Source organism: Herbaspirillum sp. NPDC087042, assembly GCF_044745245.1.
GTDB lineage: Bacteria > Pseudomonadota > Gammaproteobacteria > Burkholderiales > Burkholderiaceae_D > Herbaspirillum.
In genome coordinates this window covers 160,926-178,219 of sequence record NZ_JBIUZW010000002.1, presented here as the reverse complement: position 1 = coordinate 178,219, position 17,294 = coordinate 160,926, and the positions used below count along the sequence as shown (strand labels likewise).

14 protein-coding genes are annotated in these 17,294 nt (G+C 64.9%); 10 read left to right on the top strand and 4 right to left on the bottom strand.

Annotation, left to right across the window (positions count from 1 at the left end):
- Positions 1-63 precede the first annotated feature (63 nt).
- The 3 genes from ACIPHN_RS04995 to ACIPHN_RS04985 all read left to right on the top strand — a co-directional run bounded on the left by ACIPHN_RS04995 (position 64) and on the right by ACIPHN_RS04985 (position 4,308).
- A complete protein-coding gene (locus tag ACIPHN_RS04995; protein ID WP_400433643.1) occupies positions 64-1,395 on the top strand; it encodes a C4-dicarboxylate transporter DctA in 1,332 nt (443 codons plus the stop codon).
- A gap of 133 nt (positions 1,396-1,528) precedes the next feature.
- Positions 1,529-2,215, top strand: a complete 687-nt coding sequence (locus tag ACIPHN_RS04990) for a GntR family transcriptional regulator (protein WP_400433640.1) — start codon at positions 1,529-1,531, stop codon at positions 2,213-2,215.
- A 287-nt stretch (positions 2,216-2,502) separates the two neighbouring features.
- On the top strand, positions 2,503-4,308 hold the full coding sequence (locus ACIPHN_RS04985) for a methyl-accepting chemotaxis protein (RefSeq protein ID WP_400433637.1): 1,806 nt from the start codon (positions 2,503-2,505) through the stop codon (positions 4,306-4,308).
- Positions 4,309-4,392: 84 nt separating this feature from the next.
- Here ACIPHN_RS04985 and mgrA read toward each other — a convergent pair whose 3' ends face one another.
- From mgrA to ACIPHN_RS04965, 4 genes are all read right to left on the bottom strand, one after another.
- Positions 4,393-5,427, bottom strand: a complete 1,035-nt coding sequence (mgrA, locus tag ACIPHN_RS04980; protein WP_400433634.1) for an L-glyceraldehyde 3-phosphate reductase — start codon at positions 5,425-5,427, stop codon at positions 4,393-4,395.
- 152 nt (positions 5,428-5,579) lie between these two features.
- Complete coding sequence (locus ACIPHN_RS04975) at positions 5,580-7,115, bottom strand: ATP-binding protein (RefSeq protein WP_400434055.1); 1,536 nt, start codon at positions 7,113-7,115, stop codon at positions 5,580-5,582.
- A complete protein-coding gene (locus ACIPHN_RS04970; RefSeq protein WP_400433631.1) occupies positions 7,099-7,812 on the bottom strand; it encodes a response regulator in 714 nt (237 codons plus the stop codon). The genes ACIPHN_RS04975 and ACIPHN_RS04970 overlap by 17 nt, the downstream gene beginning before the upstream one ends.
- 23 nt (positions 7,813-7,835) lie before the next feature.
- The gene (locus tag ACIPHN_RS04965; RefSeq protein WP_400433628.1) at positions 7,836-9,200 is read right to left on the bottom strand and encodes an ABC transporter substrate-binding protein; all 1,365 of its coding nucleotides are present in this window, start codon (positions 9,198-9,200) and stop codon (positions 7,836-7,838) included.
- A 445-nt stretch (positions 9,201-9,645) separates the two neighbouring features.
- Between ACIPHN_RS04965 and ACIPHN_RS04960 the strand changes: the two genes are divergently transcribed.
- From ACIPHN_RS04960 to ACIPHN_RS04930, 7 genes are all read left to right on the top strand, one after another.
- A complete protein-coding gene (locus ACIPHN_RS04960; RefSeq protein WP_400433625.1) occupies positions 9,646-10,926 on the top strand; it encodes an ABC transporter substrate-binding protein in 1,281 nt (426 codons plus the stop codon).
- A 78-nt stretch (positions 10,927-11,004) separates the two neighbouring features.
- The gene (locus ACIPHN_RS04955; protein ID WP_400433622.1) at positions 11,005-11,919 is read left to right on the top strand and encodes a carbohydrate ABC transporter permease; all 915 of its coding nucleotides are present in this window, start codon (positions 11,005-11,007) and stop codon (positions 11,917-11,919) included.
- Positions 11,920-11,935: 16 nt separating this feature from the next.
- Positions 11,936-12,817 carry a carbohydrate ABC transporter permease gene (locus ACIPHN_RS04950; protein ID WP_400433619.1) on the top strand — a complete coding sequence of 294 codons (882 nt, stop codon included), beginning with the start codon at positions 11,936-11,938 and terminating at the stop codon, positions 12,815-12,817.
- 15 nt (positions 12,818-12,832) lie between these two features.
- Positions 12,833-13,963: an ABC transporter ATP-binding protein gene (locus tag ACIPHN_RS04945; RefSeq protein ID WP_400433616.1), complete on the top strand. Its 1,131-nt coding sequence runs from the start codon at positions 12,833-12,835 to the stop codon at positions 13,961-13,963.
- A 3-nt stretch (positions 13,964-13,966) separates the two neighbouring features.
- Complete coding sequence (locus tag ACIPHN_RS04940; protein WP_400433614.1) at positions 13,967-14,902, top strand: BadF/BadG/BcrA/BcrD ATPase family protein; 936 nt, start codon at positions 13,967-13,969, stop codon at positions 14,900-14,902.
- Positions 14,899-16,026 carry an N-acetylglucosamine-6-phosphate deacetylase gene (gene nagA, locus ACIPHN_RS04935; RefSeq protein WP_400433611.1) on the top strand — a complete coding sequence of 376 codons (1,128 nt, stop codon included), beginning with the start codon at positions 14,899-14,901 and terminating at the stop codon, positions 16,024-16,026. The genes ACIPHN_RS04940 and nagA overlap by 4 nt, the downstream gene beginning before the upstream one ends.
- Entirely contained in the window at positions 16,019-17,029 is a 1,011-nt protein-coding gene (locus tag ACIPHN_RS04930; protein WP_400434052.1) for an SIS domain-containing protein, read from the top strand. Before nagA ends, ACIPHN_RS04930 begins: the two co-directional genes overlap by 8 nt.
- Positions 17,030-17,294 lie beyond the last annotated feature (265 nt).

Genomic DNA, 17,294 nt, shown 5'->3' with positions numbered 1-17,294 from the left:
CCGCACATCAAAAAAATCACCAGCGTTGGCAAACTTTCAATAAAACGATAACTGGAGACAACGGTGAGCAAACTATTCAAGTCCTTGTTCGGGCAAGTGGTACTTGCCCTGGTCGGTGGCATCATCATCGGTCTGTTGTGGCCCGATTTCGGGCAAAGTCTTAAACCCCTGGGCGATGGCTTCATCAAGCTCATCAAGATGATCATTCCGGTGATCGTCTTCTGTGTGGTGGTGCAGGGCATCTGCGGCGCCTCTGACCTGAAGAAGGTCGGCAGCGTGGGCGTGAAGGCCATCATCTATTTCGAAGCGGTGACCACCATTGCGCTGCTGCTGGGCCTGGTGCTGGCGATGGTGGTGCAACCCGGTGCGGGCATGAACATCGACCCCGGTAGCCTGGATGCCAGCAGTCTGTCGAGCTACATGGCCAATGCCGGCAAGGTCAAGGAAACCGGCTTTGCCGAGTTCATCATGAAGCTGATCCCGGCCACGGCAGTGAGCGCCTTCACCTCCGGTGACGTGCTGCAGGTGCTGCTGATCTCGGTGACCTTCGGCTGCGCGCTGCTGCTGATCGGCGAACGCGGTGCACCGGTGGTGTCACTGGTGGGCGCACTGTCGGACACCTTCTTCAAGTGCATGTCTTTCTTCATCCGCCTGGCACCCCTGGGCGTGCTGGGCGCGATTGCCTTCACGGTCGGCAAGTACGGCATCGGCTCGCTCAAGCAGCTGGCGCTGCTGGTGCTGCTGTTCTACGGCGCGGTGATCTTCTTCGTGCTGGTGGTGCTGGGCGGCATCCTGCGTGCCAGTGGCCTGTCCATCTTCAAGCTGATCCGCTACCTGCGCGAGGAGCTGGTGGTGGTGCTGGCCACCACGTCTTCCGATAGCGTGCTGCCGCAGATCATGAAGAAGCTGGAGCACATGGGCATCAAGAAATCCACCGTGGGCCTGGTGATCCCCACCGGCTACTCGTTCAACCTGGATGCCTTCTCGATCTATCTCACCATGGCGGCGCTGTTCATTGCCCAGGCCACCAATACCCACCTGTCCATGGGTGACCTGGCGGCCATCCTGGCCATCGCCCTGGTGACCTCCAAGGGCGCGCACGGCGTGCCGGGCTCGGCCATCGTGATCCTGGCGGCGACGCTGACCACCATCCCCGCCATTCCCGTGGTGGGCCTGGTGCTGGTGCTGTCCATCGACTGGTTCATCGGTATCGCCCGCGCCCTGGGCAACCTGCTGGGCAACTGCGTGGCCACCGTGGTCATTGCCAGCTGGGAAAAGGATATCGACAAGGTCCGCGCCCGCGCCGTGCTCAATGGCGAACAACTGGCACCGCTGGTGGACGACAGCGAGCCCGTGCAGGTGCCGCACATCGTCGGTGGACACGCCCAGGCGTAAGCCCGGGCGAGGCGGCGCGCGCATGGGCATGGACAGGGTGGGTGGCATGGATAGTCAGGGGTGCAGCGGGGACAGTGGGTACAATAGGCAGCATCGCCCCCGTGGCACCCAGACCAAGCCGCTTTCCATTGCCATGACCGATTCCGCGCCCGCCCCCGACAGTTCCGACGCCATTGCCCGCGATATCGCCGCCAACATCGCCGAACAGCGCCTGCCGCCGGGCGCCAAGCTGCCCGAGGAAGCGCTGGCCCGGGTCTACCAGGTCAGCCGCACCAAGATCCGCTCGGCGCTGGTGATGCTGGCCAAGGACAAGCTGGTGGACCTGATCCCCGACAAGGGCGCCTTCGTCAGCAAGCCCACCGTGGAAGAGACACGCAACATCTTCTTCGTGCGGCGCACGCTGGAGGCGGCCATGGTGCGGCAATTCGTGGCACGCGCCACCGCGGAAGACTACGCCCGACTGGACGCCCACCTGGAGCAGGAACGGCAGGCCGTCAAGGATGCCAACATGCAGGTGCGCTCCAGCCTCCTGAGCGACTTCCACATCCTGCTGGCCAGGATCGTGGGGAACGAGGTACTGACCGATATCCTGGAAAAGCTGGCCGGCCGCAGCGCCCTCATCACCATGCTCTACCAGTCCAGCCGCGATGCTGCCTGCTCCAACGAGGAGCACAGCGCCTTCATCGCCGCCGCCCGTGCCGGCGACGCCGACCGGGCGGTGGAACTGATGGAACATCACCTGCTGCATGTGGAACAGGCGCTGATGGTCGAGCCGCCCTCGGGACCGCGCAAGGACCTGCTGCGTGAATTGCTGTCCTGAACGTGGAAACGATCTCGTCCCGCACTCGCACAAAGTTAGTAAGCAGGCATCTGCTGCACTGAACAATCCTTGCTGGACGGGGATTTCAGCCCGATTTTCCTGACAATTCATTTACAGAATCGCCGTCCATTGGCGATTACATCAATAGACGGTGAAAAGCCGCTGTATTCCCCATTTGTGCCTGTACGCCGCGCAGCCACACTCATGCACCGGCCCGCCATCCGCATCCAAGAACAACAACACGGGCCGCTGACGGATATAACGCTAACTCCTCCAGAGACTCCACCATGTTCAACACCATCAAAGCGCGCATCCTGTTCTACACGATCACCCTGCTGGTCGCCAGCCTGGCCGTCGTGGGCACCGTCTCCTTCTTCATCATCAAGGTCGACAATGACCGCTCCATCGAGCGCAACGCCGAGGCCGTGGCCAGCGGCTTCGGCTCGACCATCGACGAATGGGTTGCGGCCAGGACGGCCATGACGGTGGCCTCGGCCGACGGTGTCTCGCAGGCCGATCCGGTGTTCGTGATCAAGCAATTGCAAAAGAGCGGCGGCTTCTACGTCACCACCCTGGGGCGCGAAGACAAGACCGCCTTCACCTCAGCCGCCGAGGGCCTGCCGGCGGGTTACGACCCGACCGCCCGGCCCTGGTACAAGCAGGCGGTGGCCGCCGGCAAGCCGGTGCTGACCAAGCCGTACACCGACGTGGCGACCAAGAAGCCGATGGTGTCCTTCACCGCCCCGGTCATGCAGAATGGCCAGCGCACCGGTGTGGTGGCGGCGGCGATGTTCCTGGACGGCGTCTCGGACGTGGTGCGCTCCATCCACCCGACCCCGGCCAGCTTCGCCTTCCTGGTCGACCGTGATGGCCTGATGCTGGCCCATCCGGACGGCCAGTGGGTCAACAAGCCGGCCAAGGAATGGAATGCCGAACTCACCCCGGAACGCCTGGCCAGCCTGGGTGGCCAGGGTAGCGATAGCAAGGCCAACGAAATGGCGCTGGACGGCGCGACCAAGCTGATCAAGGGCATCCCCATCAAGGGCACCGAGTGGACACTGCTGCTGGCCATGGACAAGTCCGACGTGACCGCCGGCATGCGCAATGCCATGCGCTCGGCGGTGATCGCCCTGGTGGTGGTGGCGCTGGTGGCCGCCGGCATCATGAGCCTGATCACGGCGGCGGTGTTCCTGCGCCTGTCGCGCGTGCGCCGCGCCATGGACAGCCTGTCCTCCGGCAATGGCGACCTGACCCTGCGCCTGCCAGAAGAAGGCCGCGACGAGGTCACCCAGATCTCGCACTCCTTCAACCAGTTCGTCAACCAGATCACCGGCATCCTGCAGGACGTGCGCCGCAGCAGCGATACCGTGAAGATCTCCTCCACCGAGATCGCCAGCGGCAACCAGGATCTCTCGGCGCGTACCGAGCAACAGGCCGGTGCCCTGGAAGAAACCGCCTCGGCCATGGAAGAGCTGACCTCCACCGTGCAGCAGAACTCGGAGAACGCCAAGCGCGCCAACCAGCTGGCCAGCACCGCCTCCGAGATCGCCGCCGAGGGCGGACAGGTGGTGGGCAACGTGGTGGCGACGATGGAAGCCATCAACGCCTCCTCGCGCCAGATCGCCGACATCATCACGGTCATCGATGGCATCGCCTTCCAGACCAATATCCTGGCCCTGAACGCGGCCGTGGAAGCGGCCCGTGCGGGTGAACAGGGGCGCGGCTTCGCGGTGGTGGCGTCGGAAGTGCGTTCGCTGGCCCAGCGCAGCGCCCAGGCCGCCAAGGAAATCAAGCTGCTCATCGACAACTCGGTGGCCAAGGTGGCCGATGGCGGCGTGCTGGTGGCCAAGGCCGGCCAGACCATGGACCAGATCGTCACCAGCATCCGCGACGTGAGCGTGATCGTCAGCGAGATCGCCCATGCCAGCGCCGAACAGAATGGCGGCATCCAGGAGGTCAACCTGGCCATCACCCATATCGATGAAGGTACGCAGCAGAATGCGGCACTGGTCGAGCAAGCTGCCGCCGCCGCCAAGTCGCTACAGGACGAGGCGCATCGTCTGTCCACGCTGGTAGGCGGCTTCAAGATGTAATTCGTAGCGGAGAGCCGCAATGAAAAGGCCTGTACCGCATGCACGGTACAGGCCTGCCGGACTTTCCTGCTCAGGCTGGTCGCCTCAGGTGATGGAGGACGACACCTTCCACAGGTCGACATCGCCATCGGTGGCATGGCGGTCGATCTGGGCCAGTTCCTCGGCGCTGAAGTCGAGCTTCTTCACGGCATCCAGCGAATCATCGAGTTGCTCCACGGTGCGCGCACCGATCAGGGCGGACGTCACGCGGGCATCGCGCAGCACCCAGGCGATGGCCATCTGTGCCAGCGTCTGGCCACGCTTGCCGGCGATCTCGTTCAGGGCGCGGATGCGCGCCAGGTTGTCTTCCGAGAGCATGCGCTGCGGCAGCGACGGTGCACGCGTGACGCGCGCGCCTTCCGGCACGCCGGCCAGGTACTTCGAACTCAAGAGGCCCTGCGCCAGCGGCGAGAAGCCGATGCAACCCACGCCCAGTTCCTGCAGTGCCGGCAGGAGGCCGCCTTCGATGCTGCGGTTGAGCATGGAATAGTTGGGCTGGTGGATCAGCAGCGGCACGCCTTCGCTCTTGAGGATGGCGGCGGCCTTGCGCGTGAGCTCGGGCGAATAGGACGAGATCCCCACATAGAGCGCCTTGCCCTGGCGATGCAGGTGGGCCAGCGCGCCCATGGTTTCTTCCAGGGGCGTATCGGCATCGACGCGGTGCGAATAGAAGATGTCGAGATAGTCCAGGCCCATGCGCTTGAGGCTCTGTTCACAGCTGGCGATGAGGTGCTTGCGCGCGCCGCTGGGGCCGCCATAGGGACCCGGCCACATCTGCCAGCCGGCCTTGCTGGAGATGACCAGCTCGTCACGATAGGGCGCGAAATCCTTGGCCATCCAGCGGCCGAAATTCTCTTCGGCCGAACCGGCCGGTGGGCCGTAGTTGTTGGCCAGGTCGAAGTGGGTGACGCCGCGATCGAAGGCGCGACGCAGCACGGCGCGGCCGGTTTCGAAATTGTCGACGCCGCCGAAGTTCTGCCACAGGCCCAGCGAAATGGCCGGCAACAGCAGGCCGCTGCGGCCGGTGCGGCGATACGGCATCTTGCCGTCGTAACGGGAGGGGTCGGCGATATAGCTCATGGGTCTCCTTGTTGGACTGGGTGCGATCGGGTGCAGATGCAAAACGAGGGGGATCGTGCGCGCGAAAGTCTACGCCGCCACCGGCCATTTTTTAAATGGATTATTCCGATGCGATTTATCTGTCTGGCAGATGGATCATCTGCGCGACCCGCTTAGCGCGCCGGCAGGATGATGGTGGCGATCAGGCCGCCCTCGGGATGATTGCGCAGCAGCAGCTCGCCACCGTGGGCCTGCACGATATTGCGCGAGATACCCAGACCCAGGCCCATGCCGCCGCTGTTCTGGGCGCGTCCATGCTCCAGCCGCACATAGGGCTGGAACAGCGTCCCCATGGCGTCCTCCGGCACGCCGGGGCCGTGGTCGCGGATCTCGATCTCGACCAGGTCGGCCTGTGTGCCTGGCGAGGGACGGATGCTGATCTCCACCTTCTGGCCGTAGTACAGCGCATTGTCGAAGAGATTGCCGATGGCGCGCTTCAGGGCCAGCGGCTTGGCCATGACATTGATGCCGCAGGGCGTGAAGGCGATCTCGTGACCGGCCAGGTGGGCGTCGCGGATCATGCGCAGCACCAGCGCATCAAGCCGCACTTCGGTGCGATTCTCGTGGATGTCGCTGTCCTTGACCGATTGCAGGGCGCCCTTGACCATCATGTCCAGCTCGTCGAGGTCATCGTGGAACTCGGTGCGCATGGCGTCGTCGTCCATCAGTTCGGTGCGCAGCTTCAAGCGCGTGATCGGCGTGCGCAGGTCATGCGAGATCGAGACGAACAGGCGCTCGCGGTCTTCGAGGTAGCGCTTGATACGCTCGCGCATGCCGGAGAAGGCGCGCGCGGTCTTGACGTATTCGCGGCTGCCGGTCTCGGGCAGGCTGGGCACGGTCTCACCCTTGCCGAAGGCTTCGGCGGCATCGGCCAGGGCGGCCAGCGGGCGCGTGGTCCAGCGCACCACCAGGATGGTCAGCAGCAGGATGGCCGCCAGCGACAGGCCCTGCAGCACCAGCCGGTCCAGCCAGAGCGGGTTGTCGCTATCCAGGAAGTAGGGATTGGGCATCAGCGCCGCCAGGTAGATCCAGCGGCCACTCTCCACCTGCATCTGGATCACCAGCACCGGCGCCGAATTGGGCTTGGTCAGCAGGATGTGCTGCACCCAGTTGTCGGGCAGGTCGCCTACCGTCAGGCCATCGGTGGAGACCTGCAGGCCGTCGGGCCAGGCAAAGCCCAGCCGTGCTTCCGGCAGGAAGGGCAGGTCTTCCTGCAGGGTCTGCGCGGCCACCTGGATGGCGATGCCGGCCAGGCGACTGTCGCCGATGGACTTGACCGGCACCGCGCCGGCGTTGGCGTTGATGAAGAAGCGGGTGCCGCCCATCTCGCGCAACTGCTGGATCATCAGCGGCCGGTAGTTGGGCGGCAAGGTCATGAAATAACGGATCGCCGCCGCCGCGCTGTGGGCCAGGTGCTGTGCCGCCACGCGGGTCTCGGCTTCGGACTTGCTGCGCAATTGCACGGCCCAGATCAGCCCGCCTACCAGCTGCGTCACCAGCACGCCGAGGATCATCACCACCGACAGGCGGCCCAGCAGCGAATCGGGCAGCATCCAGTCCAGCAGCATCGCCAGCCGGCGACGCAGGCCGGGCCGGGTGGCGACCAGGAGCGGCGCTACCGGGGCGCCCGTCTCAGGCGGCTGCGGCACTGACGTCAGCCGAGAAGACATAGCCGGCGCCGCGCACGGTCTTGATCAGGTGCGGCTGGCGCCCGCCATCGTTCAGGCGCAGGCGCAGCTTGCTGATCTGCACATCCAGCGAGCGGTCCAGCGGGCCGGCGTCGCGTCCACGGGTTTCCTCGCAAAGCAGGCTGCGGTCCAGCACGTCGCCGGGATGCTCGACGAAATACTTCAGCAGCTGGTAGTCCATGCCGGTCAGCGCCACCACCTGGCCTTCGCTGTCGGTCAAGGTGCGTTCGACGGTGTCGAGGGTGAAACCGGCGAAGCGGTAGTAGCGCGGTGCGGCGCTGCTGTCGATACCGATGCGGCGATGGATGGCCTTGATGCGCGCCAGCAGCTCGCGCGGGCTGTAGGGCTTGGCGATGTAGTCGTCGGCGCCCAGTTCCAGGCCGACCACGCGATCGGTCTCGTCGGAGCTGGCGGTGAGCATGATCACCGGCACGTTGGACTTGCGCCGTACCGCCTTGCACAGGGCAAAGCCGTCGGTGTCGGGCAACATCACGTCCAGGATCACCAGCGAGAGCTCATCGGCAAAGCGCTGGAACTCGGCCAGGAAGGCCGCGCCGTCATGGGCCAGGCGGACCTCGTACTGGTTCTTTTCCAGGTAGGCCTTGAGCAGGGTGCGGGTCTTCTGGTCATCGTCGACGATCAATATCTTGCGCGTCATGTTGCTGCTCCATCTCCAAAGTCTTAGTCGTTGCGATTGCGCGAGAGCGTCCGCGCAATGGCTGCAAATCGTTTCTGTGTCTGTTCCTCGGTGATGGTGCGGTCGAGGAAGAAGCGCTGCACCTCGGCCACGATGGCATCCTTGGTGGTGTCGTCGGTGGCCATGCGGTGCACCAGGCTGGGGGCCTGGAAGGCCGGCCCCTTGCTGAAGGTGCGCCAGGAATCGCGGGCGCAGCGATCCATGTGGGGATCGGGTGTGCGCAGTACCGGGATGGAACCCTTGATCCTATTGTATTCGGACTGCACCGCCGGCGACATGGTGATCTGCGCCAGCGTTTCCTGCATGGCCTGGTGCGTATAGTTGCCGGCGAACATGGCCAGGGTGTCGGTACTGTAGAGGTGGTACTCGCCCGTGCCGGGCGCCGGCGCACAGCCGAACTGCTGGTCCACCACCATGCCCCAGGCATTGAGTTCGCCACGCGCCCAGTCACCCATGATCATCATGGCCGCTTCGCCGCTGACCATGCTGCGCGCCACCTCGGTCCAGGGCCGCTCGCGCACCGGCTGCGGCATGGCCACCGCCAGGCCACGCAGGCGCTTCAGGATGTGCAGCATGCGCGCATCCAGGAAGGCCGCTGGGCTCATGTCCACGAACAGGCGCCGGTAATAGGCCGGTCCGCTCTCGGCCAGGGCCAGGTTCTCGAACAGCGTGGCCAGCTGCCAGGCCTCGGCGCTCTGGGCCAGCGGGACGATGCCTGTACCCTTCAACTTCTCCACGATCTGGTCGAATTCTTCCCAGGTCCTGGGCGGCGTCAGGTTGTAGCGCTTGAAGATGGCGGTGTTGTAGAGCAGCGAATTGATGCGGTGGATGCCCAGCGGCGCGGCCACCACATGACCATGATTGTTGATGAGCGACCAGACGGTGGGAAACATCTGCTTTTCCCAGTTGCCGGGCACGGCCACGTTGTCCAGCTCCAGCAGCAGGCCCAGGTCGGCCCATTCGGCGAAGACCACGCCATTCAACTGGGTGACCTCCGGTGCGCGATTGGCCAGCACCATGCTCTTCAAGACCTTGGCCGCGCCCATGCCGGCGCCCCCCGGGATGGCCACGTCGCGCCATTGGATGTCCTGGCGCGCCAGCTGGTTCACCACCACGTTGATGGCCTGGCGCTCGCTGGCCGAGGTCCACCAGTGCAGCACCTGCAGCGAACCGCTCGTGACGGGCGGGCCGAACGATTGCGCCTGCACGGCGGCGATGGGCAGGCCCATCAGCATGAGCACCGGCAGCACCGGCAATACCAACGGCAACAGCGCGCGCAGGCAGGCCTCGGCCACTCGCGTGAGGGCCGGGCCGGTGCGTGCGTTCGCGGGCCGTTTCTTTCTTATCATGATGGTGCTTGTCTCCAAACCGGAACAGACTATAGCCGGCTGCCTGCCAATGCGCAATTTGCGACAGCTCCGGCAAAGCCTTTGGCACGTCTTGAAAATGATGAACTCGCTTTATCTCTTGTAAAGAAATGTAAGCCTACCTGAGCTTGTCTTGTCCCCACCCTCCGGCCCATGCTGCCCCCGGCACCCCATGCTCTCCCCTTGGCGGTCACGTCCCCATGTTGCATGACGTGTAAGGATATGTAATCCGGATAGCCGTCTGAAAACATGGATTTTCCTTGTGAATCAATGACTTGGGATAGACAGCATGATCCTGCCCGGCGCGTTCGCATCACATGCCACCCCGGTGCTAATGTCACGGCGCTTCACTGCCTTTCTGCTGTTCCCCGGCTGTCCTCACCAGCGCCAATGCAGCTATCTCTAACAAAAACCAAGGAGACCTTTGATGCAGACCGTCAAGAAAACGGGACGTTTTCCCCTGCTCCACCGCAGCGCCCTGCTGGCCGCCTGCGCCCTCACTGTCGGCCTGGCTAGCCATGCCGTGCAGGCCGGCAACCTGACCATCGAAAGCTGGCGGGTCGATGACCTGCCGCTGTGGCAGGATGTGCTGATCCCGGCCTTCGAGAAGAGCAATCCCGGCATTACCGTGAAATTCTCCCCCACCGCGCCTACCGAATACGACTCCAGCCTGGCCGCGCGCATGGCAGGCGGCACCGCCGGTGACCTTGTGGCCTGCCGTCCCTTCGACGTCTCGCTGTCGCTCTACAACAAGGGCCACCTGGAAAAGCTCGATGGCAAGCCCGGCATGGAATACTTCTCGCCCGCCGCCAAGGCCGCCTGGCAGAGCGATGACGGCAAGGACACCTTCTGCATGCCCATGGCCTCGGTGATCCACGGCTTCTTCTACAACACCAAGATCTTCAAGGAATTGAACCTGGAGCCGCCCAAGACCGAGGCGGAATTCTTCAAGCTGCTCGATACCGTCAAGGCCTCCGGCAAGTACACGCCGCTGGTGATGGGCACCTCCGAGCAATGGGAATCGCACCAGGTGCTCTTCACCGGCATCGGCCCCAATTACTGGAAGGGTGAGGAAGGCCGCAAGGCGCTCATCGCCGGCAAGGCGAAGTTCACCGATCCGCAGTTCGTGGCCGCCTGGGACTATGAAGCCAAGCTGGGCAAGTACCTGCCCAAGGGCGCCTCGGCCCAGACCTACAGCGACAGCCAGAACATGTTCGCGCTGGGCAAGGGCGCGGTCTATCCGGCCGGTTCCTGGGATATCGCCTACTTCAACGGCAAGCTGGACTTCGCTGCCTTCCCGCCACCGGTGCCCAAGGCCGGCGACGCCTGCTATATCTCGGACCACAACGACATCGGCATGGGCATCAACAAGAAGTCCAAGAACAAGGATGACGCCTACAAGTTCCTGGCCTGGCTGGGTTCGCAGGAGTTTGCCGATCTCTATACCAACAAGGTCACGGGCTTCTTCTCGCTGTCGAACCACCTGATCTCGGTGAAGGATCCGATTGCCAAGCAGATGATGGGCTGGCGCAAGAACTGCGCCTCCACCATCCGCGTCAATTCGCAGATCCTCAATCGCGGCACGCCCAGCATGGAAAACGAGATGTGGAACGTCAACGCCCAGGTCCTCAACGGCAAGCTGGCGCCCAAGGATGCCGCCGCCAAGATCCAGGCCGGCTTCGCCAAGTGGTACAAGCCGCAGCAGTGATGCCCTTGCATTGACAACGTAACCCGCCGTACGGAGCCAAGGACGCAGCAAGACGTCCGCTCCCCCTCAGGAGACCTCGTGAAAAAAATCCGCGCCTGGCAACTGGCGATCCTGCTTGCGCCTGCCCTGCTCATCTATGCGCTCTTCAGCGCCCTGCCCCTGGCCGATACCCTGCGCCTGGGCTTCTACACCGCAAACGATGCGGGTGTCAGCAGCTTCGTGGGCTTGGACAACTACCGCACCATCCTGTTCGACCCCGACTGGTCGGCCGCCTTCTGGAATGCGATGTGGAACAACATCAAGTTCTTCTGCATCCACATGGCCCTGCAAAACCCGATCGGTCTGCTGCTGGCCACGCTGTTCAGCCTCAAGGGCCTGCGCGGAGCGCGCACCTACCGCACGCTGATCTTCCTGCCGACCTTGCTGTCGGTGGTGATCATCGGCTTCATCTGGCAACTGATCCTCTCGCCGCTGTGGGGCGTGGGTGAAAAACTCATGGGCTTAGTCGGCCTGGCCGACTGGTTCGGCCCCTGGCTGGGACAGGAATCCACCGCCCTGCTGACGCTGTCGCTGATCTCGGTGTGGCAGTACGTGGGCATCCCCATGATGCTGATCTATGCGGCGCTGCTGGCGGTGCCCGAGGAAGTGCTGGAAGCCGCCCATGCCGAGGGGGCCAGTGCCATGCGCATCTTCTGGCAGATCAAGCTGCCGCTGATCTATCCGACCCTGGGCCTGGTGACCATCCTCACCTTCGTGGCCAACTTCAATGCCTTCGACCTGATCTATTCGGTCAAGGGCGCGCTGGCCGGCCCCAACTATGCGTCGGACCTGCTAGGCACCTATTTCTATCGCACCTTCTTCGGCTACCAGGCGCAGATCGGCAGCCCCACCATGGGCGCGGCCGTGGCTACGCTGATGTTCCTGGTGATCCTGGGTGGCGTGGGTGCCTACTTCGTCCTGGTGCAGCGACGCCTGACCCGCTATGCGCTCTGATTCCAAGGACCCTTCCATGACCGTTTCCGCTACCGCCGGCGCGCCGACCGCGCCCACCCTGGTGCAGCGCAGCTTCGGCCAGGCCGGCCACCTGTGGGTGCATGCCGTACTGTGCCTGTATGCGGTGATCGCCCTGTTCCCCATCGCGCTGATCCTGATCAACTCGGTCAAGACCCGCAATGCCATCTTCGAAGGACCGATGGCTCTGCCCACGGCCGAGACGCTGACCTTCTCGGGCTTCCAGAAGGTGCTCTCGGGCACCCACTTCCTGCTCTACTTCGGCAACAGCCTGGTGGTGACCGTGGGCGCGCTGGTGCTGATCGTGCTGTTTGGCGCGATGGCAGCCTGGGCGCTGTCGGAATACCGCTTCCCCGGCAACCGCGTCATCAACTTCTTCGTCGCCATCGGCATCATGATCCCGATCCGCCTGGGCACGGTGTCGATCCTGCAGCTGGTGGTGGCGCTGGACCTGATCAATACGCGCACCGCGCTGATCCTGGTCTATACCGCCCAGGGCCTGCCGCTGGCGGTGATGATCCTCTCCGAGTTCATGCGCCAGATCCCCGGTGAATTGAAGGACGCGGCGCGCTGCGATGGCGTGGGCGAGATCACCATCTTCTTCCGCGTGATCCTGCCGCTGCTGCGTCCGGCCATTGCCACGGTGGCGGTGTTCACCATGATCCCGGCGTGGAACGACCTGTGGTTCCCGCTGATCCTGGCGCCCGGGGAAGACACCCGCACCGTCACGCTGGGCGTGCAGCAATTCATCGGGCAATACGCCACCGACTGGAATTCGGTGCTCGCCGCGCTGTCCATGGCAGTGATTCCGGTGCTGCTGCTGTACATGGCCTTCTCGCGCCAGCTCATCCGCGGCCTCACCTCCGGCGCCGTCAAATAACACTCAGGAATCGATATGGCACATGTAAGCATAGACAATCTGCGCAAATCCTATGACGGCCGCTCCGACGTGCTGGCCGGCCTGAACCTGGATATCCGCGACGGCGAATTCTGCGTGCTGGTGGGCCCCTCGGGCTGCGGCAAGTCGACCCTGCTGCGCATGCTGTGCGGGCTGGAAGAGATCAGCGGCGGCCAGCTCAGTATCGGCGGCCAGGTGGTCAATCACCTGCCACCGGCGGAGCGCGGCATCGCCATGGTGTTCCAGAGCTACGCGCTGTATCCGCACATGAACGTGTACAAGAACATGGCCTTCGGCCTGAAGGTGGCCGGCAGCAGCAAGAGCGAGATCGACGAGCGCATCCGCCACGCCGCTGCCATCCTCAAGATCGACCACCTGCTGCAGCGGCTGCCGCGCGAACTCTCCGGCGGCCAGCGCCAGCGCGTGGCCATCGGTCGCGCTATCGTGCGCAAGCCACGCCTGTTCCTCTTCGACGAGCCACTCTCCAATCTCGATGCCGCCCTGCGCGTGCAAACCCGGCTGGAGATCGCCAAGCTGCACCGGCAACTGACGGCCACCATCGTCTACGTGACCCACGACCAGGTCGAGGCCATGACCCTGGGCGACAAGATCGTGGTGATGCACGAAGGCCGCATCCAGCAGGCCGGCAGTCCCCTGGAGCTGTACCAGCAGCCGCAGAACCTGTTCGTGGCCGGCTTTATCGGTTCGCCGAAGATGAACTTGATGAAGGGCGTGGTCACACGCGCCGATGGCAGCGGCGTGCAGGTCGAGATTGCCGGCGGGTTGCGCCTGCTGGCCGATGTCGATGCCGGCAGCGTGCAGGTGGGTGATGCGGTCACGCTGGGCCTGCGCGCCGAGCAGATCCGCGAAGGCGCGGGCGATGGTCAGGTGCTGCAAGGCGTGGTCAACCTGGTCGAGCATCTGGGCGAGGCCAACTTCCTCTACCTGACGCTGCAGGGCGGCCAGGACATCGTGGTGCGTGGCGATGGCAATCGCAGCGTGGAGATCGGCCAGCCACTGGCGTTGTCGGTGGACAGCCATGCCTTCCATGTCTTCGATGCCGATGGCCTGGCGCTGCGTCGACGCCATCCCGGCAACCTGCAATCGGCACGACGCCAGGCGGCCTGAACCATGACGGACATCGCCTACCTGATCGGCGTGGATGGTGGCGGCACCAAGACCCTGGTGCGTCTGGCGCGCGCCGACGGCAGCGTGCTGGCCCAGGCCAGCGGCCCGGGATCGGCACTGCGCAATGGCGCCACCCGAGCCTGGCGCGCCATCGAAGACACCATCGCACAAGCCTTTGCCCATGTCGGACTGACCGTGCCGGCCCCGGCCACCCTGGCCGTGGGCATCGGCATCGCCGGCCAGAACGTGGTGCAGTGGGCGGCCGATTTCCAGTCGCAGGCACCGCACTTCGGCGCACTGCAGATCGTCAACGATGGCGTGGCGACCCTGCTGGGCGCGCATGGCGGTGAACCCGGCGCCATCATCGCGGTGGGTACCGGCACCATCGGCATCGCGCTGGACATCGATGGCCGCCAGCGTGTGGTCGATGGCTGGGGCTTTCCCAGCGGCGACGATGGCAGCGGCGCCTGGATCGGTCTGCGCGCCCTGCACCACGCCCAGCATGCCCTCGATGGCCGCGCCCTGCGCGGTCCACTGGCCGACGCCATGCTGGCACTGTGTGCCAGCGAACTACCGGCCGTACCAGAGGACAGCGGACGCGACGAGCGCGCCACCCTGCTAGACTGGCTCGCCCAGGCCGACCAGGCCGCCTTTGCCCGCGCCGCCCGGCCGGTGGTGCAGCATGCCGGCCTGGATCCGGCTGCCGATGCCATCCTGCATGCGGCGGGCGCCGAGATCAGCCTGATGGTGGCAGCGCTCGATCCGCTGCAGCGGCTGCCGCTGGCGCTGTGCGGTGGTCTGGCGCAAGCGCTGCAAACCTATCTCGATGCCGGCCTGCGCCAGCGCATCGTCCCGGCCCGCGCCGATGCCGCCGATGGCGCCCTGCTGCTGGCACGGCAGGGCATGGCCACGATCAGCAACCAGGAGAATCCCGCATGAGCAGCCTCCATACCCTGCAAGGCAATGTCCTCACGCCGCAAGGCTGGGTCCATGGCGACATCGTCTTCGATGAGCGCATCCGCTCCGTCGAAGGCCAGGCGCTGCGCCGCGAGCCGCGCATCATCGACGAGGGCCACTACATCCTGCCCGGCTTCATCGACCTGCACGTGCATGGCGGTGGTGGCCGCGACGTGATGGAAGGCGGCGATGCCGTCGATGTGCTCAGCCGCCTGCATGTGCGCCACGGCACCACCAGCCTGCTGGCCACCACCATGACCGCGCCGCTGGACGAACTGGAACGGGCGCTCAAGGCCATCGGCCCCGTCTGCGCCGGGCGTCGTGCCGGTCATGCGCGTGTGCTGGGGGTGCACCTGGAAGGCCCCTACATCAATCCCGGCAAGCTGGGCGCGCAACCCGACTTCGCCATCGAGGCCTCGCTGGAACAGGTCGATTATCTCAACAGCCTGGCACCGCTCAGGCTCATCACCATCGCCCCGGAAGTGGACGGCCATCTCAAGCTGGTCTGCAAGCTGGCCAATCGTGGCATGAAGGTGCAGATCGGCCATACCGCCGGCAGCTACGACGATGGTGTGGCCGCGCTGGCGCATGGTGCTTCGGGCTTTACCCACCTGTTCAATGCGATGAGCGGTTTCCATCATCGCGAGCCCGGCATGGTGGGGGCGGCGCTGGCGCATGCGAAATATGCGGAGCTGATCCCCGACCTGCTGCACGTCCACCCCGGTGCCATCCGCGCGGCACTGCGCGCCATTCCGCGCCTGTTCTGCGTGACCGATTCGACCGCGGCGGCCGGCATGCCCGATGGCGACTATGCGCTGGGCCGCCAGGTGGTGCACAAGTGCGCCGGTGGCGTGCGCCTGGACGACGGCACCCTGGCCGGCAGCATCCTGACCATGGACCAGGCGCTGCGCAACCTGGTCTCGCTGGGCATGGAGGTGTCCGAGGCGGCGCTGCGCACCTCGACCTATGCCGCCGATTACCTGGGCCTGGCCGATCGTGGCCGGCTCTCCGGTGGCTGCCATGCCGATATCGTGGTGGTGGACCGCCAGTTCGCCATCAAGGCAGTTTATGTGGAAGGAGAAGAGATTGACCTCGCTGATGCTTAAGGAAGCCCGTTCGGCCGCCGACTACGTGGCCGTGCAACTGAGCCGTGACCAGGCCCGCTATGCCGAGCTGGGCCGCCAGTTGCGCGCCGCGCCACCGGCCAACATCGTCACGGTGGCACGCGGCAGTTCGGACCATGCGGCGGCCTATTGCGCCTATCTGGTGATGGCGCGCCTGGGCCGCATCGTGGCCTCGCTGCCGATGTCCCTGGTGACGCTGAACCAGGCGCCGCTGATCGTGCGCGACGCGCTGGCCATCGCCATCTCGCAATCGGGACAGAGCCCCGATGTGGTGGAACCGGTCCGGTATTTCCGCGCCGGTGGCGCACGCACGGTGGCCCTGGTGAACCATGAGGATTCGCCCCTGGCCGAGGCGGCCGAATGGAGCATCCCGCTGCATGCCGGCATCGAGTCCAGCGTAGCCGCCACCAAGAGCTTCATCGCCAGCCTGGTGGCCGGCGCCCTGCTGACCGGCCACTGGCAGGACGACGCCGCTTTCCTGGCGGCCATCGCGCAATTGCCCGATGCCTTGCGTATCGCAGCCGAGTGCGACTGGAGCAGCGCGGTGCAGGCACTGGCCCCGGCCGACCGCCTCATGGTGGTAGGTCGCGGCACCGGCTTTGCACTGGCACTGGAAGCCGCGCTGAAATGCAAGGAGACCTGCGCCATCCAGGCCGAAGCCTTCAGCGGCGCCGAGATCAAGCATGGGCCGATGGCGCTGATCGAGGAGGGTTATCCGCTGCTCATGTTCGCCACCCGCGGCCCCAGCCAGGCCGGCATGCTGGCGCTGGCCGAGGAGATGCGCCAGCGTGGCGCCAGGGTGTTGCTGGCCGCCCCCGAAGACGTACAGCAACGTGACCTGACCCTGCCGATGGCGGCCACGCCTGACCTCGACCCCATCGTCGCCATCCAGGCCTTCTATGTGATGGCAGCGCAACTGTCGGTGGCGCGCGGCATGGATGCCGACCAGCCTCGCCACCTCAACAAGGTGACTCGTACCAGCTAGCGACACCGCCGTTCCGGGCCGGACCTCCATACCGGCCTGGAACGCCCGCCCCGTCAGCGTTTTGTCAGTAGAAAGACGCGGGCGGGGCCAGAACCTTTGCGCTCCTTCACGTTCGAAGAAGGACAATCAGCCCGGCTGTTTCTTTGCGGCCAATACTGTTGGCGTGGTGCTGTTACATCCGATACATCGGCTCACAATTGCACGTCAACGCCACCGGCGAACGTGCCGTTTCCACGCTATCGGGCAGGCCATCCCTCCCTCTTCC